The organism is Sphingomonas sp. CFBP 8765 (assembly GCF_014841445.1).
GTDB lineage: Bacteria > Pseudomonadota > Alphaproteobacteria > Sphingomonadales > Sphingomonadaceae > Sphingomonas > Sphingomonas aerolata.
The window spans coordinates 217,723-237,560 of sequence record NZ_JACYTY010000005.1 but is presented as its reverse complement, the minus strand read 5'-3'; the positions used below and the strand labels follow the sequence as shown (position 1 = coordinate 237,560).

General features: G+C 68.5%; 11 protein-coding genes. 2 read left to right on the top strand and 9 right to left on the bottom strand.

The features are described 5' to 3' along the window. The 8 genes from IFT87_RS14370 to IFT87_RS14335 form a co-directional block, all read right to left on the bottom strand. A complete protein-coding gene (locus tag IFT87_RS14370; protein ID WP_192190997.1) occupies positions 1-1,269 on the bottom strand; it encodes a histidine-type phosphatase in 1,269 nt (422 codons plus the stop codon). After that, on the bottom strand, positions 1,269-4,169 hold the full coding sequence (locus IFT87_RS14365; protein ID WP_342211166.1) for a TonB-dependent receptor: 2,901 nt from the start codon (positions 4,167-4,169) through the stop codon (positions 1,269-1,271). Before IFT87_RS14365 ends, IFT87_RS14370 begins: the two co-directional genes overlap by 1 nt. A gap of 89 nt (positions 4,170-4,258) precedes the next feature. Beyond that, positions 4,259-5,185 carry a FecR family protein gene (locus IFT87_RS14360; protein ID WP_249403361.1) on the bottom strand — a complete coding sequence of 309 codons (927 nt, stop codon included), beginning with the start codon at positions 5,183-5,185 and terminating at the stop codon, positions 4,259-4,261. Between the two features lie 7 nt (positions 5,186-5,192). Next, positions 5,193-5,699 (bottom strand): RNA polymerase sigma factor, encoded by a 507-nt coding sequence (locus tag IFT87_RS14355; RefSeq protein WP_042467674.1) that lies wholly within the window; start codon positions 5,697-5,699, stop codon positions 5,193-5,195. A gap of 84 nt (positions 5,700-5,783) precedes the next feature. After that, on the bottom strand, positions 5,784-7,196 hold the full coding sequence (locus tag IFT87_RS14350) for an efflux transporter outer membrane subunit (protein WP_192190995.1): 1,413 nt from the start codon (positions 7,194-7,196) through the stop codon (positions 5,784-5,786). A gap of 10 nt (positions 7,197-7,206) precedes the next feature. Continuing rightward, positions 7,207-10,386 carry an efflux RND transporter permease subunit gene (locus IFT87_RS14345; RefSeq protein WP_192190994.1) on the bottom strand — a complete coding sequence of 1,060 codons (3,180 nt, stop codon included), beginning with the start codon at positions 10,384-10,386 and terminating at the stop codon, positions 7,207-7,209. Between the two features lie 155 nt (positions 10,387-10,541). Continuing rightward, on the bottom strand, positions 10,542-11,810 hold the full coding sequence (locus IFT87_RS14340) for an efflux RND transporter periplasmic adaptor subunit (RefSeq protein ID WP_192190993.1): 1,269 nt from the start codon (positions 11,808-11,810) through the stop codon (positions 10,542-10,544). A gap of 371 nt (positions 11,811-12,181) precedes the next feature. Beyond that, on the bottom strand, positions 12,182-13,054 hold the full coding sequence (locus tag IFT87_RS14335; protein ID WP_031440715.1) for an oxygenase MpaB family protein: 873 nt from the start codon (positions 13,052-13,054) through the stop codon (positions 12,182-12,184). A gap of 119 nt (positions 13,055-13,173) precedes the next feature. On the opposite strand from IFT87_RS14335, the gene IFT87_RS14330 reads away from it, so the two are divergent. Together IFT87_RS14330 and IFT87_RS14325 are read left to right on the top strand one after the other, a co-directional pair. Next, positions 13,174-14,985 carry a DUF885 domain-containing protein gene (locus IFT87_RS14330; RefSeq protein WP_192190992.1) on the top strand — a complete coding sequence of 604 codons (1,812 nt, stop codon included), beginning with the start codon at positions 13,174-13,176 and terminating at the stop codon, positions 14,983-14,985. 11 nt (positions 14,986-14,996) lie between these two features. Continuing rightward, positions 14,997-17,639 (top strand): M1 family metallopeptidase, encoded by a 2,643-nt coding sequence (locus tag IFT87_RS14325; RefSeq protein ID WP_235188370.1) that lies wholly within the window; start codon positions 14,997-14,999, stop codon positions 17,637-17,639. Here the strand turns inward: IFT87_RS14325 and IFT87_RS14315 are convergent. Then, positions 17,636-19,819: a penicillin acylase family protein gene (locus IFT87_RS14315; RefSeq protein WP_031440718.1), complete on the bottom strand. Its 2,184-nt coding sequence runs from the start codon at positions 19,817-19,819 to the stop codon at positions 17,636-17,638. The genes IFT87_RS14325 and IFT87_RS14315 overlap by 4 nt on opposite strands. Between the last annotated feature and the right edge of the window lie 19 nt (positions 19,820-19,838).

Sequence of the window (19,838 nt, the reverse complement as noted above, 5' to 3'; positions counted from 1 at the left end):
CTAGCCCTTCGGTGGGGGCGACACCTGATCCAGGACATAGCGCGTGAAGCGGGGGAGCGGGCAGGGGTCGCCGCAGCCGGGGACCGGGATCGCGACGGTTTCGGGCGGAGTCTGCGCCGATAGCGGGATGCGGTAGCGCATCTGGTCGAGCCCCTGCGCGACATAGCGGACCCGCACGACGCTCTTGCCGGTCGTGCCACGACGCCACAGTTCGAACACCAGTCCGCCGCCGGGGGCGGCTTCGCCGGCGCCGTAATCGGGCAGCGTCCAGTCGAGACCGAGCAGCCCGGCGAGCATCGTTACCGTGCCGTCATGGCCGCTGACGACGACGATCTTCTCCGCGTCGCCGATCGGGTCGGCCAGCGTGGTCGCGCCAGCGCCGCGCTGGAGCGTCGCGAGCAGCCGCATCGCGAGATAGCTGCTCGTCTGGCGGCCGACTTCCGTGGTGCGCGTGCGCAGGTCGATGCCGGCCCCATGGACGGCGAGCGCCTTGCCGATCGTCGCTGCGTCGATCCCGCTCCAGCCGGGGAAGGCGAGCCCGTCTGCATAGGCCATGACGAGGCTCTCGGCGATCCCGGCAACCTGCAGACTGGGCGAGGTGAGGTCGGGCTTGCCCGTCGCGTCGACGCGCATCGTGATCGGGGTATCGCCCAGCCGGCGCTGGACCCGGGTGCGCTCGGTCGACGAGCACGCGATACGGCGGCATTGCAGCATCAGCGCCTCGAACCGATCGCGGCCGGGGGTCTGGCGCGCGTCCCACGCCGCCAGATCGCCGTCGACCCGCGCGGAGATCGCCGCGAGCATCCGCGGGGCATCGAGCGGCGCGAGCGGGGTCTGCGGCGCCTCGAACAGCGGATCGGGCTCTGCCGCGGACTGGTGGATCGGCGCCGCGCATCCCGGCGTCAGGCCGGCGGCGAGCGCGGTCGCGGTCGCCTCGGTGCGCTGCGTGTGGTTCGCCCAGTAATAGACCGCGCAGTCGCCCGCGCCGAGCAGCCCCAGCTGCCGGTACTGCGCCGCGTACCAGCCGCCGAGCATCGTCACGAGCGTCGCGCCATTCGCGGTCAGGTGTCCCGCCGGCACCGCGAAGCGCGGCCAGGCGCGGCGGCTGTAGCGGCCGAGGTCCTCCGGGCTCGACATCGCGCTTCGGACGCCGTGGCGCATGACGATGACGACGCGTTCAAGTTTGTCCTCTCGCGACGGCGGCGTTTGAGCCGGCGCGAGGGACGAGGCGACAAGCGCAAGGCCGGCCGCCAGCGAGGCGATCCGCATCAGAACTTCGCCCTGACGCCGGCCATGAACGTCCGCCCGTAATCGGTATAGCCCGCAAATTGGTTGTCGCGGACATATTGCCACTGGACGCCGCCGGCCATGTTGATCCCCTGCACGACGAAGGTCACGTTCGGCGTCACCTTGTACGACATGTCGAAATCGAGGCTGCCGAACGCGCTGTCGTTGTTGGCGGCGAGCCCCGCGCCGCCGACGTCGCGCAGCACGTTGCCGCGCCAGCTGTAGCTGACGCGCGCGCCGACGCGCTCCTTTTCGTAGAAGGCGGTCAGGTTGAAGCTGTCCTTGGCGACGTCGACCAGCGCATCGCGGAAAATGCCGCCGGTCGCCAGTGCATAGGTGCCGCCGGTCTTGGTGTGCGTGTAGTTGGCCTGCGCGCCGAGGCCATCGAACGGCGCGGGGAGCATCTTGAACAGCTGCTGATACGCGATCTCGACGCCGGCGACATAGGCGTCGCCGCCGTTCTTGGGCGCGGTCAGCCGATAGGTCTGGCCGTCGAGGACGAAGTCGCGCGTCTGCTGGAACACGAAGGTCGTGATGTCCTTGTAGAACACGCCGCCGACCAGCGCGCTGCCCGGCGCGAAATACCATTCGACCGTGCCGTCATATTGCCACGCCTCGAAGGGTTTCAGCTCGGGATTGCCGCCGACCGCGGTGAGGACGGCCGGGCTCGAATTGATCGTCAGCCGCGGCGCCAGATCGGCGAGCGAGGGCCGGGTGATGACCTTCGACGCGGCGAAGCGCATCTGCAGATCGGATGAGACCTCCGCGACCAGATTGAGCGAGGGCAGGATATTGTCATAGGTCTTGTCGTAGCTGACGGGCAGCGCGACCTTGCCGTCATCGGCATAGCCAGACGAGGTCTGGCGAGTCCGGGCATAGCGCACACCGATATCGCCGCGCACTGCGACCCCGCCGATTGGGAACGCGAAATCGGCCATGCTATAGCCTGCGACGATCTCCTCGCCGATCGCATAACTGTTCCGCAGATCGCCGCGCGCAAGCGGTGCGGCGAGCAGCGCCTCCTTGCCGGTGGCGGCGGCGAGGAACTTGGCGGGATCGGGCATTGCCCAGCTGGTCGGCAGGGTGCCGGTCGCGCCCTTCAGAAAATCATCGACCGGGAACGGGACGAAATAGCTCGCGTCGAAATATTTGCCGGCGATGCCGCTGGTGAAGTTGATGTCGCGACGATCATAGGCGCGTGTTCTTTTCTGGTATTTCACCCCCGCACGCAGTGCGCTGACCACGCCGGTCAGGTCGCGCGTGACGTCGAGCTTCGCGGCGCGTTCGCGGTCCTTCGAGTCGTTGACGCGGTATTCGATGCGCCGTCCGGGCAGCAGCGCCGGGTTCGACAGGTCGGCGTTCAGCAGCGTGACGTTGGGCAGCCGGTCGCCCGCCTTGCCGAAATCGAACGTCGTCGGGCCCACCGTACCAAGCAGCCGCGTGCGGTAGATCGGTTCGGGCGTATTCGAATAGGCCTGGCCGATGCTGCCGTCCGCGGCGATCGTCCAGCCGCCCGCCTGCCAGCGGGCATTGGTGCCGACCAGCCAGTTCTTGTACTGGAGCACCGACGTCTCGCGGCCGATCTGCGTGGTCGAGGCGGTCGTCGTCGCGCCGGTCAGCACGCCGTTCTCGATCGCCGCGCTGCCCGGCACGATCCCGCGCGGCAGGTTGGAGCCATCCGCCGCCGAATAGGTCAGCTCGTCATAGGCGACGTTCAGCCGGCTCCAGAGCCCGTCGACGTTCAGCTCGAACCGGTCGTCGGGCTTCCACTGCACCGCGCCGTTGATGCCGATCCGGTCGCGGTTCTCGCGCTCGAGCGTCGGGCGGATCGCGGTGGGGATCAGGATCGTTTCGCTGTCGAGCGAGCCATTGCCGTCGGTGTCGATCTTGCCGTCCGCCCAGCCGACGCCGGTGATCCGGTCCTGCCGCGTGGTGCGCTCGTCATAGACGCCCGCGATCAGCGCGCCGAATGTGCCGTCCGGGCTCGCCCAGCTCGCCATGCCCGACAATCGCGGATCGACCGCGTCGGCGAGGCGCGGCGAACTGGCCGTGGCGGAAAGCGACAGCACGGGCTTTTTCAGGTCGAGCGGCCGGAAGGTGCGCAGGTTGATTGTGCCGCCGATGCCGCCTTCGTCGAGGCTCGCGCGCGGGCTCTTGATCACCTCGACCGCGGACATGAGTTCGGACGGCAGCGTGTCGAACCGGAACTGGCGCCCGCTCTGGCCGCTGTCGCGAACATTCTCGTTCACCGCGACCGAGCGATCGTTGAGCGTCACCACCTGGAAATTGGCGCCGAGCCCGCGGATCCGGACGAACACGCCTTCGCCGCGATCGCGGACGATCGAGACGCCGGGCACGCGCTGGAGCGCTTCGGCGATGTTCTGCGCGGGAAACTTGCCGATATCCTCGGCCTTGACGACGTCGATGACGTTGGTCGCCTTGCGCTTCTGCGCCAGCGCGCCGGTCAGGCTGCTCGCATAGCCCGTCACGACGATCTCGCGGGTCTCGTCGTCCGGCGTGGTCGCTGCGGTCTGCGGCGCTGCGGTCTCGACCGTCGCGGCAACGATCAGCGCGCCATTGGGCTGCTGGCGGACCATCAGCCCGGTGCCGGCGATCAGCCGCTCGACCGCGGCGTGCGGTGCCATCGTGCCGTCGATCGCGGGTGCGGTCCGACCGGCAACCGCAGCGGGCGTGAACAGGATGTCGATGCCGCTTTGGCGGGCGAGCGCTTCGAGCGACCGGCCGAGCGACTGGGCACCCAGATGCACGCGTACCATCTTGGCCTGCGCGATCGCCGCGGCGGGTGCAAAGGCGGTCGACAGCGCGGCGCAGGCTGCGCCCATCACGAACGAACGGCGCAGGCGCCGGCGGTTGGTCGTCACGGTGTTCATCCCCCCAAGGAAGGCGGCGATACTGCCGCACCTCCTCGACGGGCGAGCCGCGATCTACCCCACCCCGCTGACGCGAATTTTTATCCGCCGAGCAGGACGGCACCGTCCATCGTTCGCAACCGCAAACCGAGCAGCGTCGCGAGCGCACGCCCCAGCGCGCCATTGTCGCCCATCCGGTACATGCCGCTCACCTGCAGTCCGGCGGCCGCGGGATCGGCGATCACCAGCCGCGTCGTGCTGTACCGGTTCGCCTCCTCGGCAACCGTCGCGAGCGTATCGTCGTGGAACGCGGCACGACCGCTGGTCCAGGCCCGTGTTGCCGCGAGGTCGGGACGATCGATCACATCGTTTCGTAACCGCGCTCCGTCGGTCAGGAGCTGCGCAACGCCAGTCGACGTCGTGGCAGCGATCGTCGCCCGCCCCTCGATCGCGGTAAAGGCCACCCCGTCGCGCGCGTCGCAGCGCAGGTCGAACCGGCCCGCGCCGGCGGTCATCGCGCGGTCGGCCGCGGTGATCGTGAACGGGGTCGCGGATGGCGCGACCGTCAGGTCGATGCGACCTTGCGTCAGCCAGAGCCGCCGCCGCCGCTCGGTCGCGACCACATGAAGCCGGGTGACCGCGTCGAGCAGCAGGGCCGAGCCGTCGGGCAGCACGATTCGTCGCTGCTCGCCGATCCCTGTCCGATACGGCGTCGCGGCATAGGCTGCCTGGAACACACCGGTTCCCGCGACCGCGGTGACCGCGAGTGCCGCGACCCCGCCCAGCGCGCGGCGGCGCGTCACCACCGGTGCGCGCGACGGTGCGGTTCCCGGGACCATGTCCCAAAGGTCGGTCGCGCGCTCGAACCGTTCGGCATGTTCGGGGTTCGCGGTCAGCCACTGTCGGAAGACCGCCGAGTCCTGTGCGCTGACGTCGTCCGCGTTGAGCCGCGCGATCCATTCCGCCGCGGTGCGTTCGGGCGCCGCCTTGTCCGAAAACATCCGGTCTAGGGATTTGCGGCCATGCATTGCGTGCTCACCAATCCTCCGTCCAATCGACCAGGAAGGTCATCGCCTTGGCCATGTGCTTTTCGACCGCACTCTGGCTGATTCCCAGACGTGCAGCAATCTCGCGATATTTATACCCGTCGAGCCGCTGCATCAGGAAGATCTCGCGGGTCCGCGGGCTGAGACGATCGAGACCCTCGCGCACCCGGTCGAGCCGCGCCTTCGCGATCAGCACTTCGTCCTGGATCGGCGAACAGTCGCGCAGCCATTCGATCGTCCCCGCGTCTTCGCTCGCACCGCGAACCGCCTCGCGCCGGAACGCATCGCGCCCGCGATTGACCGCCGCATGGACGAGGAACGCCTCGCCGTTGCGCGGCGCCGCGGGCAGCGTCGCCAGGCTGACATAGGCGTCGTGGAGCAGATCCTCGCCATCCGCCCGGCGCGTCAGCCGTTCGACCTGCGCGCGCAGACGCGTCCAGCCCGCCCAGAGGCGACCGGGCCCCGTATCGACCACGCTGAGCTCGGACGTCCCCATCGGCCCAGGCGGTATGCGCCCGCCGGTACAGTTTGATGACGTGTCGGGGACGGATCCGTGACATGCGACGATGCCGCGCCGGTGTCAGCCCGCGGGGCGGCCCGGCGCCTGCCATCCCCCGCCGAGCGCACGGAAGAGGTCGACCTGCGCACCCGCGATCCGCGCGTCGGCCGCGGCAAGCTCGGTATCGGTATCCGCCAGCGTCCGCTCGGCATCGAGGACGTCGAGAAAGTCGATCTGGCCTTCCCGCTGGCGCGCGCGGGTGATGCGCGCGGCGGTGGCGGCGTTGTCATGCGCGGACTGCAGCTGCGTTCGGCCATCGAGCTCGCGCGCATAGTTGGACAGCGCAGTCTCGGTCTCCTCGAGCGCGGTCAGCACGCTGCCGTCGAAGCTGGCGAGCGCACCGCGCGTATCGGCCTCGGCACCGGCGATGCGCGCGCGCGCCGCCGATTGATTGACCGACCAGTTGAGCAGCGGACCGAGCAACCAGCGGATCGGCCCGCCGGTGAACACGTCGCCGACGCTCAGCGCGGTCGAACCGATCGACCCGCCGAGCGCAATCTGCGGATAGAGCTGCGACGTCTGCACCCCGATCCGTGCCGTGGCGGCGGCGAGGCGGCGTTCGGCGGCGTGGACGTCGGGGCGCCGTGCGAGCAGACTCGCGCCATCGCCGATCGGGATCGGCCGGTCGAGACGCGGCGTGGTCGTGCGCGCGCCGGCGCTGGCGGGCAGATCCTGCGGGGTGCGGCCGGTGAGGGTGGCGAGGCGGAAGAGCGCGGCCTGACGTTCGGCTTCGATCTGCGGGATGTTCGCGGCGCGCTGATCGCGCAGCGCAGCGATCCGGACCTGATCGAGACGCGCGGCGCGACCCGCGTCGACCCGCTTGCCGGTCAGCGTCTTCGATTTCTCGAGCAGGTCGACGATCCGCCGGGCGACCGCGAGGCGTTCGGCGGACGAGGCGGCGTCTACATAGGCGCGCGTGGTGGCGGCGACGATCGAGACCCGCACCGCATCGGCATCGGCCTGCGCCGCGCCGACGTCGCCGCGCGCGGCCTCGACGTTGCGGCGGACGCGGCCGGCCAGATCGACCTCGTAGCTGACGTCGAGCCCGACATCGTAGGTGGCGCGCTCTCGGTCGAAGCCGGGCAGGTTCTGGAGTTGCGAGGTGCGCGCGTAATTTCCGCTGCCGCTGGCGTTCACCTGCGGCTCGCGATCGGTCTTGGCGCCGCGCAACGACGCGCGCGCGCTGTCGAGCCGGGCGACCGCGACGCGCAGGTCGGTGTTCGCCGCGAGTGCATCCGCGACGAGGCCGTCGAGGACCGGGTCGCGGTACATCCGCCACCAGTCGTTATCGGGCGCGGTCGTGATCGTCGCCGTGCTGACGGTGACGAACGACGCGGTCGCCTTGGGCGGGGTGATCGGCGCGACGTAATCGGGGCCGGCGGCGCACGCGGCGAGCGTCAGCCCCGAGAGGCTCGCGAGAAGCAGGGACTTCATGAGGCTGGTCCTATTCGGCTGGCTGAAGCGTCGGCTGGGCAGCGGCTGGCTTGCGGCGTTCGAACCGCATCGCCAGCGCCCGAGCGACGACATAGAAGGTTGGGGTGAAGAGCAGCCCGAAGCCGGTCACGCCGATCATCCCGAAGAACACCGCGGTGCCGAGCGCCTGGCGCAGTTCGGCGCCGGCCCCATCGGCGATCACCAGCGGCACCGCGCCGAGAATGAATGCGAAGCTCGTCATCAGGATCGGCCGCAACCGGTCCTTCGCCGCGCGCACCGCCGCCTCGACCGGCGACAGCCCGTCCTGCTCCTCGGCCTGCTTGGCGAACTCGACCACGAGGATCGCGTTCTTGGCGGCGAGCGCGATCAGCACGACCAGCCCGATCTGCGTGAGGACGTTGTTGTCCATCCCCCGCAAATTCACCCCGGTCATCGCCGCGAGCAGGCACATCGGCACGATCAGGATGATCGCGAGCGGTAGCGTCAGGCTCTCATATTGCGCGGCGAGGACAAGGAAGACGAACAGCACGGCCATCCCGAAGACGAGCGCAGCGGTGCTGCCGGCCGCCTTTTGCTGATAGGCGATGCCGGTCCATTCATGCGCATAGCCCGCGGGCAGCGACGCATCGGCGAGCTTCTCCATCGCCACCAGCGACTGGCCCGAGGAATAGCCCTTCGCGGTGTCGCCATCGACCTCGACCGCGGGGAAGAGGTTGTAGCGGACGACGCGGTACGGGCCGGTCTTGTCGCGGAACGTCGACACCGAGCCGACCGGGACCATCTGGCCCGAATTGGAGCGCGTCTTGAGGTTGGCGATGTCCGCGGTGGTGTTGCGGAACGGAGCGTCGGCCTGCGCGGTGACGCGGTAGGTGCGGCCCAGCAGGTTGAAGTCGTTGACGAACGCCGAGCCGAGATAGACCTGCAACGCCTCGAACACGCGCTCGGGCGGAACGCCGAGGAGGTTGGCCTTGGCGCGGTCGACATCGGCGAAGATGCGCGGCGTGGCGGTGTCGAAGAAGGTGTAGACCTGCGCCAGGCCCTTGGTCTGGTTCGCCTTGCCGATCAGGTCGTAGCTCGTCTTGCCGAGGTCGCCATAGCCGTGGCCGCCTTGGTCCTGCACCATCAGGCGATAGCCGCCGGCCGAGCCGATGCCCTGGATCAGCGGTGGCGGGACGATCAGCAGGCGCGCTTCGGTGATGTCGCCGGTCGCCTTCTGCGACTCCGCCATGATGCTGGCGAGCGTGACGCCGAGCTTCTTGCGCTCGGCAAAGCTCTTGAGCGGGATATAGGCGGCGGCCGAGTTGGGGGCGAGAGTCTGCGACGGGCCGTCAAACCCGGCGAGCATGACCGCGCCCTTGACGCCGGCGAGCGGCAGGATGCGTTTCGCGACCTTCTGCATCACCGCATCGGTACGCTCGACCGACGAGCCGGGCGGAAGCTGGATGACGGTCAGGAAATAGCCCTGGTCCTGCGCTGGGACGAAGCCCGACGGGGTGACCATGAAGACGCCGACCGTGACCGCGATCAGCGCGGCATAGGCGACCATCATCCGCTTCGGCGCGGCGACGAGGCGCGCGGTGAGGCGGGCATAGCTTTCGCTCATCCGCTCGAACCCGCGGTTGAACGCATCGCCCGCGCGGCGCACCGTGCGGGTCAGGCGATTGCCCGAGCCGGCAGGGGCGGTGGGCTTGAGCAACATCGCGGCGAGCGCTGGCGACAGCGTCAGCGAGATGAGCAGCGAGATGATCGTCGCGGTCGAGATCGTGACCGCGAACTGGCGGTAGAACGCGCCCGACAGTCCGGTGAGGAACACCGTCGGGATGAACACCGCGCACAGCACGAGCACGATCGCGACGAGCGCACCCGACACCTCGTCCATCGACGTGCGCGCGGCCTCCAGCGGCGAGAGCCCGTGTTCGAGGTTGCGCTCGACATTCTCGACCACGACGATCGCGTCGTCGACGACGATCCCGATCGCGAGGACGAGGCCGAACAGCGACAGGTTGTTGAGGCTGTAGCCGAATGCGGCGAGCACCGCGAAGGTGCCGATCAGCGAGACCGGGATCGCCACGATCGGGATGATCGCCGCGCGCCATTTCTGGAGGAAGACGAGGATGACCAGTACCACGAGGATCATCGCCTCGAACAGCGTATGCTTCACCGCGTCGATCGACTGCGCGATGAACTCGGTCGGATTGTAGATGACCTTGTATTCCAGGCCCTTGGGAAAGCGCTTCGACATGGCTTCCATCTCGGCGGTGACGGCCTGCGCGGCGCCGAGCGCGTTCGAGCCGGGACGCTGGAAGACCGCGGCGATGACGGTGGGCTTGCCGCTGAGATAGGTGTTGGCGCCGTAATCCTGCGCACCGAGCTCGACGCGCGCCACGTCCGAGACGCGGACCTGGCGGCCCTGCGCATCGGTGCGGATGACGACGTCCGCGAACTGCTTGGGATCGGTCAGGCGGCCCTGCGTCTCGACATTGAGCTGGAAGGCACTGTTGCCCTTGTCGTACGGCGGCTGGCCGAGCGTGCCGGCGGCGACCTGGACGTTCTGTGCGCGCAGCGCCGCGACGATCTCGCCTGCGGTGAGGTCGAGCGCGGCCGCGCGTCCGGGGTCGATCCAGACGCGCATCGAATAATCGCGCGCGCCGAACAGCTGCACGTCGCCGACGCCGTCGATGCGGCTGAGGCGATCGCGGACCTGCGTCAGCGCGTAGTTGGAGATGTAGCCGCGATCGAGCGAGTTGTCGGGCGAGACGAGGTTCACGACCATCAGGAAGTCGGGCGAGGTCTTGCGCGTGACGACGCCCAATCGCTGGACGTCCTCGGGCAGGCGCGGGACCGCGACCGCGACGCGGTTCTGGACGAGCACCTGCGCGGCATCGAGGTCGGTGCCGATCTTGAAGGTGACGGTGATCGTCACCTTGCCGTCGCCGGTCGATTGCGACGACTGGTAGAGCATGTTGTCGACGCCGTTGATCTCCTGCTCGATCGGCGCGGCGACGGTTTCGGCGACCGTCTCGGCCGACGCGCCCGGATAGGTCGCGCTGACGGTGACGGTGGGGGGGACGATGTCGGGATATTGCGACACCGGCAGCGACATATAGGCGATCGCACCGACGATCGTGATGATCACCGCGATCACGCCCGCAAAGATCGGCCGGGTGATGAAGAAGCGCGAGAAGCGCATGGGAATTTCCTCGGTAGAGGGGGGCGCGACCTCGCGGACGAGACGCGCAACACCAGCCGTTCCCCGGCGGAGGCCGGGGTCCAGTTGGGCGAACCGCAATGATTACATCGAAAAGCTATGCCACCTGGGCCCCGGCCTTCGCCGGGGAACGGTGGTTATCTGGCGAGCGTGGCCTCACCCGAGATGGGCTGGACCGACGCCGGAGCAGGCGCACCGGTCGCGACCGCGATCCGGCCTGCCTTCGGCGCAACCGTGGCACCAGGCATGGCCATCTGGGTCCCCTGGATGATGACCCGGTCGTTCGGCCCGATCCCCGAGCGGACGATCCTGAGGCCATCGACTACCGGCCCGAGTTCGACCGGTTTCTGGCTCACGACGTTCTTCGCATCGATCGTCAGCAGCACTTTCCGCGCCTGATCGGTCTGCACCGCGTCGTCCGGCACCAGCAGAGCCTGCCGCGTCCCCGCACTCGCGAGGCGCATGTTGCCGAACATCCCCGGCGTCAGGAAATAGCCGGGGTTGGCGAGCACCGCTCGGCCGCGGATCGTGCCCGAGCGCTGGTCAAGACCGTTGTCGGTGAAGTCGAGCTTGCCCTTCCAGCGATGTTCCGTCTCGTCCTGCAACTGGATCTCGACCGCCGCCGGGGTCGCGCCGGGCTGCCGTGCGCGCTGCGTCTTGAGGTAGAGCGCCTCCGACCCGTCGAAATTGAAGTAGATCGGATCGAGCGCGTTGATCGTCGTCAGCACGGTGCCGCCGGTGCCTTCGCCGCCCGCGACCTGGTTGCCGGCATCGACGCGGCGATCGGAGATGCGCCCGCCGATCGGCGCGCGAACCTGCGTGAAGCCGACGTCGAGTGCGCGGGCACGTTCGCGCGCCTGCGCGGCGGCGAGTGCGGCGCTGGCGGCTTCGAGCTTGCCACGCAGCGCGTCGACCTCACCCGCCGAGACGGCTTCGTCCGCGACCAGCCGCTGCGCACGGCCGAGGTCGGTCCGCGCAAGCGACAAGGCGCTCTTGGCGCTCGCGACGTTGGCGTGCGCCTCGGCCAGCGCGGCGGCGAACGGGCGCGAGTCGATCGTGAAGAGCAGCTGTCCCTTGCGGACGATATCGCCGTCATGGAAGTGGACGCCGGTGACTTCGCCCGCGACACGCGGCCGGATCTCGACGCTGCGGCTCGGCGCGAACCGGCCGACATAATCGTCCCATTCGCTCACCTGCCGTACCAGCGGGGATGCGAACGTGACCGAGGCGGGCGGGGGCGCCGCCATCGCCGCATCGGGCTGATCGAGCAGCCGGACGCCGATCGCACCTATTAGCGCGACCGGCACGAGCAGCATCGCGCCGCGCTGCCAAACGGGTCTGCGTCGGGGGGCAAGGGCCTCCACCGGCGTGGCGTCGGCCGCCTTGATCGGGGTGAACACGGTCATGCCGCATCGCTCCGTGATCGATCGGCTGACGTGCATGTGAAGCTGGGATATGCCATGGGATTGCCCCCCGTTGTAATGGACATGCGTCACCGATCGTCGGTGCGCGCGGCATCGACAGTCCAGATGACAAGCGTGGACGATATCCGGTCGCCGGCATTACGCCGTAACCGGTCTGAAAACTGCGGAATTCTTGGCGTTCGACTAGGACAGTGTCGGCAACTTCGCTGGCCGGAAGACGATTGACGGACGACAATTTGACCGACCATCGGCCGGGACTGTTTGTCTACCGGCTGGTATATAAAGCGCCGCGGAAACCTGTCAACCAGATTAACATACCGGCTGGTAGTTTAATCGCGACGGCCGGGGATCGGCTATTGGTCGACAAACGCCCAGCGTAATGTTCTCGCCAGATTGCGTGCGCCCGACGTGACGACGGGCCGCATCAAGGCCGGCGACCCCGCCAGCCCATGCATTCGCCGCGCCCATGCGGGCAGCAGGTCGACCGCGGCCTGCATCACGATACGCTGGACGGGCAGGGCGAGCGGGTTCGCGGGCGTCTGCTCCAGCACGAACCGGGCAACCTCGCGCGTCCGGGCATCCGCGACGAGCTGCGGGCGCATGGTCTGCAGATAACGGTCCGTTCCCGCCCGATCCCGCGGCAGCGATGCGGCGCCGAGCAGTTCGCCGACCTCGGCGAACGCGGCATAATAGGCGTCCTGCTCGGCCATGCCGAGCCGGTGCTCGCCGAAACGCTGCCACGCGGCGAGGAAGCACCAGGCCTCCGAGACATGGACCCAGGCGAGCAGCGTGGGATCGTCCGCGCGGTAGGGCGTGCCGTTAGGGAGCGTACCGGCGATGTGCGCGTGCACCGCGCGGACACGCGCGATCACCGCCTCCGCATCGGTGCGCTCGCCATAGGTCGTGACCGCGATGAACCGGGCGGTGCGCCGGAGCCTGCCGAGCATGTCTGTGCGGAAATTCGAATGATCCCAGACGCCCGCCAGAACCGCCGGGTGCAGCATCTGCAGCAGTAGCGCCGCGACGCCGCCGACCATCATGCTGACCACGTCGCCGTGGACCCGGCCGATAACCGCATCGGGCGAAAACATCGCCGCAGTGCTGCGCTCGACCGGCGCCTCGCCCCGCGCCTGGTCGTTGAACAGTGCACGCACCTGCCCGACGATCCGGGCCTTGGCGCCGGAGCTGGCCCGCTCTCGCAGCAGAGTAGGAAGGTCTTTCATCATGGCATGAACGCGCGATCGCCAATTTCGCGCCTGACGACGGAGCGGCGACGGAATTGGCGGTCCGTGATTGCGCTGACGGGATCCGCGCGCGACAAGCACGCATTCGACAGGAGAATGTAATGCGTCTTGCCTTTGCCCTATTGCTGCTGCCCACCGTGCCGATCGTCCTCGCCGCCGCCCCGGCGCCGGTGGAGACCCAGCGCGTCGCGGCGCAGGATGCGGCACTGCTCGCATTCCTCGACAAGGCCTATGACGAACAGCTTGATCTCAGCCCAGAATCGCTGACCCAGCTCGGTCTGAAGACGCATTATGACCGGCTCGACGATTATACCGACGCCGCCGCGGTTCGCGCGCAGGCCCTGTCGGAGCGGCAGCTGAAGGCCATGCGGTCGCGGTTCCGCCCCGACGATCTGGGCGAGAGTGCGCGGGTCAGTTACCGGCTGTTCGAATATGAGGTCGACCGCGGGCGGCAATCGCTGCGGTTCCGCAAGCTGCGCTTCCCCGTCACGACCAATGGCAGCCCCGCGGGCGACATCCCGGTGTTGCTGATCAACAACCATAAGGTCGATACGCTCGCCGACGCGCAGGCCTATATCGCACGGCTGCGCGATACCGAGCGCGTCATGCGCGAGGTCAGCACGACGATGCGCGAGCAGGCGGCGGCGGGAATCATCCCCAACAAAGTCAATTTCGCACCCGCCCGCGCCGATGCACGCGCCGTGCTGGTCGGTGCCCCGTTCGACGCGGGCGCGGATTCGACGGTCATGGCCGATTTCCGCAAGAAGGTGACCGCGTTGGCAGTGCCCGCGGCGACCAAGGCGACGTTGCTGGAGGAGGCGCGCGCGGCGCTGACGGGGCCGTTCCGTGCCGGCTATGACCAGCTGTTCGCGACGCTCGACGCGATCGAGCCGCAATCGAAGGGCAATTTCGGGGCCTGGAATCTGCCCGATGGCGCGGCCTATTATGCCGACCGGCTGAAGATCTCGACCACGACCGCGCTGACCGCCGACCAGATCCACGATCTGGGCCTGAAACAGGTCGCCGCGATCCGGCAGGAGATGGAGGCGATCAAGCGCGAGGTCGGCTTCACCGGCACGCTCGAACAGTTCTTCGACAAGATCCGCACCTATCCCCAGTTCAAATATCCCAACACCAGCGCGGGGCGCGAACAGTATCTCGGCGACGCGCGCGGCGTGATCGCATCGGTAATGGCGGCGGCCCCCCGCTATTTCCGGACCCTGCCCAAGGCGCCGCTCGAGGTGCGCGCGGTCGAGAAATGGCGGGAGGGCACGGCGTCGACCGCTTTCTACAACCCGCCGTCGGCGGACGGATCGCGGCCCGGCATCTATTACGTCAACCTGGTCGACATGAACCAGACGCAGAAGGTCCAGGTCGCCGGCATCGCCGCGCATGAGGGCGCGCCGGGCCATCATTTCCAGATCGCGCGCCAGCAGGAATTGACCGGCATCCCGAAATTCCGCAAGTTCGGCGGCTATGGCGCCTATATCGAGGGCTGGGGGCTGTATTCGGAGCGGCTCGCGAACGAGATGGGGGTCTATAAGGATCCCTATGCGCGGTTCGGCATGCTGTCGCTCCAGGTGTGGCGCGCGATCCGGCTGGTGCTCGACACGGGCATCCATGCCAAGCGCTGGAACCGTGACCAGGCGATCGCCTATTTCAAGGCGAACAGCTCGGTGTCCGACAAGGACATCGCGCGCGAGGTGGACCGGTATTTCAACTGGCCGGGGCAGGCGACCAGCTACATGGTCGGCCAGCTCAAGATCGCCGAACTGCGCGCGCGCGCCGAACGCGAACTGGGGTCGCGGTTCGACATTCGCGATTTCCACGAAGCCGTGCTCGACCAGGGCGCGCTGCCGCTCGACGTGCTCGACGAACAGGTCGGTCGCTACATCGCCTCGCACCGGCAATAAGGGGCGCGACGATGCATCCGGACACGCCGCGCGAAGCGGACCGCCGCGCCCTTCTGAAGGGCGCGCTCGCACTGCCGGCGATCGGCTGGCCGGGCATGGCGCAGGCGGCCGTCGCCGCCGATCCGCTGACCGGGCCGGGGATATCGCTCGCACTGGCGCAGCGGCGGGCGGCACAGATCGCGCGGGTGCGCTACGCAATCTCGCTCGACGTCACCGCCGCCGACCGTGCGGTCGGGTCGGTCGTGATCCGGTTCGACCGGGTCAGGGACAGCGGCGACCTCGTCCTCGATTTCCGCGGAATGATGCTCACCGGGCTGGAGGCCAACGGTGTGGCGATCCCGGCCACTGCGCGACGCGATGGTCATCTCGTGCTGCCCGCGCGCGTGCTGAAGACCGGAGCCAACAGCGTGTTGGCGCGCTTCGAGACCCCGATCGCCAGCGCAGGCGCCGCGATCATTCGTTTCAAGGACCCGGCCGACGGGCGGACCTATCTCTACACATTGCTGGTGCCGTCGGACGCCAATCTGCTGTTTCCGTGCTTCGATCAGCCCGACCTGAAGGCGCGCATCCGCTGGGACGTCGTCGCGCCCGATGGCTGGACGGTGATCGCCAACGGGCCGGTCGCCGCGAAGACCCCGCAAGGCGCCGCGACCCGCTGGCGGTTCGCCGAGACCGCGCCGATCTCCACCTATCTCGCCGCCTTTGCCGCCGGGCCCTGGGTCGGCACGACGTCGGCCCCCGCCGGGGAGCAGCCGATCACGCTCTACGCCCGCCATTCGCGCGCCGCCGAGGTTGATGCCGAGACACAGCTTGCGACCAACCGCGCAGCGGTGCGCTGGCTCGCGGACTGGTTCGGCATCGCCTTTCCCTTCGCCAAGCTCGATCTGGTGCTCGCGCCGGCCTTTCCCTTCGGCGGCATGGAGCATGTCGGCGCGGTCTTCTACAACGAGGACCGCTTCGTCTTCCGCGAGCCGCCGACGCTGCCGCAGCGGCTGGCGCGCGACCAGACCATCTATCACGAGATCAGCCACCAGTGGTTCGGTGACCTCGTCACGATGCGCTGGTTCGACGATCTGTGGCTGAAGGAGGGGTTCTCGACCTTCATGGCCGCGCGGATCCAGGCGGACCTGCAGCCGGACAGCAACGCCTGGACGACGTTCCTTCTGTCGATCAAGACGCCGGCCTATCGCGCCGACGCGACCAGCGGCACGGCACCGCTCTGGCAATCGCTCGACAATCTCGACGCCGCCAAGAGCAATTACGGACCGATCGTCTACAACAAGGCGCCGGCGGTCATCAAGCAGCTGGCGTTCTTCGTCGGCGAGGACGGGTTCCGGCGCGGCCTGCACCTGTTCCTCACCCGGCATGGCTATGCCAATGCGACCTGGCAGGATCTGCTCGGCGCGGTGGGTGAGGCGTCGGGCATCGATCTGGCTGCGTTCGGTCGCAACTATGTCCTGCGCGCAGGGCTGCCGCGGATCGAGACCGCGCTGACGCTCGCGCAGGGGCGTATCGACGCGCTCGTTTTGAAGCAGCGACCGGAGAGCAGGCTGCCGGGTGATCCGGGTGGCGCCTGGCCGATGAAGGTGCGCGTCCGCCTCGGCTACCACGACCGCGAGGACATCGTGCTCGACGCACGCTTCGAGGGGGCGGTCGCGACCGTCGACAAGGCCGCCGGACTGCCCGCGCCCGACTATGTCTGGGCGAATGACGACGACCAGGGTTACGGCCTGTTCATGCCCGACGACCGGACCGTCGCGTGGATCGCGGCGCGGGTCGGCAGCGTGACGGACAGCCTGTTGCGCGCGATGCTGTGGAGCGCGCTCTGGGACGTCGTCCGCGACCGCCGGCTGCCGCCCGAACGCTATCTTGCGGTGCTGTTGCGCGCGCTTCCCGCCGAGCGCGACGAACAGATCTCGCGTGCGATCCTGTCGCGCGGGGCGGCGGCGCTCGACGTCTACCTCACCGAGGCGCGTGGCGCGGGGCTCCGGGCGGGCTGGGAGACCGCGCTGCTCGCGCGGATCGACGATGCGGCGATCGGCTATGGACTGCGCAAAGACGCGCTCGATCGACTGATCGCGACCGCGCGGACGCCGCTCGCGCTCGACCGCCTCCGCGCCCTGCTTGACGGCCGCGCGCGACTGGCCGGCGAGCCGATCCGCCAGCCGACGCGCTGGGCGATCGTCCGGCGGCTGATCACGATCGACGCGCCCGACGCGGGCACGCGCTTCACCGCCGAGCGCACGCGCGACACCTCGACGGAGGCCGCTAAGGATGCGTTCGTCGCCGAGGCTGCATCCCCGCGAGCCACGGTGAAGACCGCCTATTTCAAGCGCTATTTCGACGATGCCGCGCTCAACGAGGCATGGGCGAGCGAAAGCCTCGGCGCGTTCAATGCGGACGGGCAGGCGGCGCTGACGATCGGCTTCCTGCGACCGGCGCTCGATCGGCTGCTGTGGATCCGGCAGAATCGCCGCATCTTCTTCCTGCCCGCCTGGATCGACGCGTTCATCGGCGGGCAAGTGAGCCCGGAGGCGCTGCGGATCGTCGACGATTTTCTTGGCGAGCAGCGGTCGCTGCCGATCGACGTGCGCCGCAAGATCCTGCTGGCGCGCGACGAACTGGCGCGCACCGTCGCCATTCGAAAGACCTAGCCGCCGGGACGATATCGCCGGGCGACATGCCCCTTGAGCTCGTCGGGATGGAAATAGACGGGACGCAGTGTGCCGCCGGCGTAGCGCGCGGTCTGGTCGGCGAAGTGTGGGGACGTGATATCGCCGCTCTGGCCGCCGACCATCACCGCCGTCGCCTTCACGCGCGGTCCGAATTCGACGACCGCGACGAAGCTGTTGCCGCTGGTCCCGTAATAGCGCTTCGTCCCCGGCCAGCGCTTGGCGCCGAACGATGCGAGGCTGCCCCATTGCGCGGACGTGAAGGGGATGGGCGTCGATGCGCGCGCATCGTCGAAATGCGGCTGGATCGCGTCGTCGAGCCGCTGGAAGCGGTTGATCGCCTGCCACGGCGTTCGCCAGTCGCCAAAGTCGCGGGTCAGCTGATCGACCGCGGCCGACAGCGCGGCCAGCTTGGCCTCCGGCGTGACGCGCGTGGCGATGTAGTCGGGCACGTTCATCCGCTCAGCCTGTGCGAACCCGCCAACCTCGCGCCACAGCTGATCGCCCCAGAACACCGCAAGGCTGGTAGCCACCGAGCCATAGCCCCAGCGGTGATCCCAGCGATCGAGCAGCGCGATCGGCGCCGCGAGTTTCGCCCGCCGTGGATCGCTGGCAGGCAGCGTCCGCCAGGCGTCGACCAGACCGGGGAGAAGCCGCGCAAAGGCGGGGAGGTAGGGATCGTATGCCGCCGCACGCAGCGTCTCCGCGGTCCAGCCGCGTTTCCCGGTCAGCAACAGATCCGCATGGACGCCGCGCGCATTGCCGCCGACCTGATCCATGTAGCGAGGATAGTCCGCCGCCCGCGGACTATCGGGTCCGGCCGCGCTCCAGGGCCAGTCATTGGTGTTGTGCACCCAGCCGGTGCGTGGGTTCGCAACGCTCGGCAGCGTGGCGAGCCCGTGCAGCCCTCGCCAGTCGGTCGCCGGGTCACTGCCGTCGACGGGCCGGGTATAGTCGAACCGGTCACTTCTGATCGGCATGAACTGCGGCATCAGGAACGCGATCTCGCCCTTGGCGTCGGCGAACAGCGTGTCGTTTGACGAATTCGCCTTGCGCTGTGCAACCGCCATATAGCCTGCCAGGTCGGTCGCCTTGGTCCGCAGATAGCTTTGCTCGAGCGCAGGCACGGGCTTCCACATCAGCGCGGTCGCGATCCAGCGCCCCGCCTTGCTCGCGACGATCGGGCCGTGATGCGTGCGATAGGTCGTGAAGCGGCGCGTGCCCGACGTCCCGTCGGCGTTGCGGACGCGCAAGGTGACGACCTTCGTGGTGACCGGCCGCAGCGCCTTGCCGTAGCGATAGCGGTAGCCGGTGTCGCCGCGGACGACCCGTTCGGCAAAGTCATCGACATTGTCGACCGTCGACGAGGTGTGCATCCAGCCCGCAGACGGGTTGAACCCCTGATAGACGAAGAATTGGCCCCAGGTACTTGCGCCATAGGCGTTGAGCCCCTGGTCGCTCGTCATCTGCGCCTCGGAGCGGAAATAGAAGCTGGTGTGCGGGTTGATCAGCAGCAGCGCATGACCGTTCGCGGTCAGGCGCGGTGCGATCGCGATCCCGTTCGACCCCGACGGTTCGCGCGGCACCATGCCCAGCTCTTCGGGGCTGGGCGGCGTCGGCGTACCGTAGAAGGTCTTGAGGTCGCTCAGCGATATCCGCTCGATATCGCCGCCGATGCTGCCCTCGGTAAAGCTCAGGGCCATCCACGGCTCGAACCGGGTGAGGACCCTTGGCTTCCGCTGCGGATTGGTCGCCAAATAATAGTTCAGCCCGTCGGCCCAGGCCTGCATCAACGTCCGCAGCCAGCCGGGGCTTGCCGCATAGTCGCGCTGGAGTTCAGCTGGGTCTACGAACAGCCGCTGCCGCAAGTCGGCCCAGACCGCGTCCTCGCCGTCCGCCTCCGCGCTCCGGCCGAGCGCGGTCAGGTAATTCGCCTCGATCCGCGCAAAGTCATCCTCGGCCTGAGCGTAGATCAGCCCGAACACCGCATCCGCGTCGGACCGGCCGCGGACATGCGGGATCCCCCAATCGTCGCGGGAGATCGTCACGCGTGCCGCCTGCGCCGCCCACCGTGCCCGCTCGGTCGGTGGGGCACTGGGCGCCGTCGTCAGCATCGCCAACAGGATCACCGGCATGCGGGCGTGTCGAAGGATCATGGCCATCGCGGCAGCCTAAGCTGCA

Bases quoted from the DNA above. Each gene is read 5' to 3' on its own strand.
- IFT87_RS14370 (WP_192190997.1), bottom strand. From the start codon at position 1,269: ATGCGGATCGCCTCGCTGGCGGCCGGCCTTGCGCTTGTCGCCTCGTCC.
- IFT87_RS14360 (WP_249403361.1), bottom strand. From the start codon at position 5,185: ATGCATGGCCGCAAATCCCTAGACCGGATGTTTTCGGACAAGGCGGCG.
- IFT87_RS14355 (WP_042467674.1), bottom strand. From the start codon at position 5,699: ATGGGGACGTCCGAGCTCAGCGTGGTCGATACGGGGCCCGGTCGCCTC.
- IFT87_RS14350 (WP_192190995.1), bottom strand. From the start codon at position 7,196: ATGAAGTCCCTGCTTCTCGCGAGCCTCTCGGGGCTGACGCTCGCCGCG.
- IFT87_RS14345 (WP_192190994.1), bottom strand. From the start codon at position 10,386: ATGCGCTTCTCGCGCTTCTTCATCACCCGGCCGATCTTTGCGGGCGTG.
- IFT87_RS14340 (WP_192190993.1), bottom strand. From the start codon at position 11,810: ATGACCGTGTTCACCCCGATCAAGGCGGCCGACGCCACGCCGGTGGAG.
- IFT87_RS14335 (WP_031440715.1), bottom strand. From the start codon at position 13,054: ATGATGAAAGACCTTCCTACTCTGCTGCGAGAGCGGGCCAGCTCCGGC.
- IFT87_RS14330 (WP_192190992.1), top strand. From the start codon at position 13,174: ATGCGTCTTGCCTTTGCCCTATTGCTGCTGCCCACCGTGCCGATCGTC.
- IFT87_RS14325 (WP_235188370.1), top strand. From the start codon at position 14,997: ATGCATCCGGACACGCCGCGCGAAGCGGACCGCCGCGCCCTTCTGAAG.
- IFT87_RS14315 (WP_031440718.1), bottom strand. From the start codon at position 19,819: ATGGCCATGATCCTTCGACACGCCCGCATGCCGGTGATCCTGTTGGCG.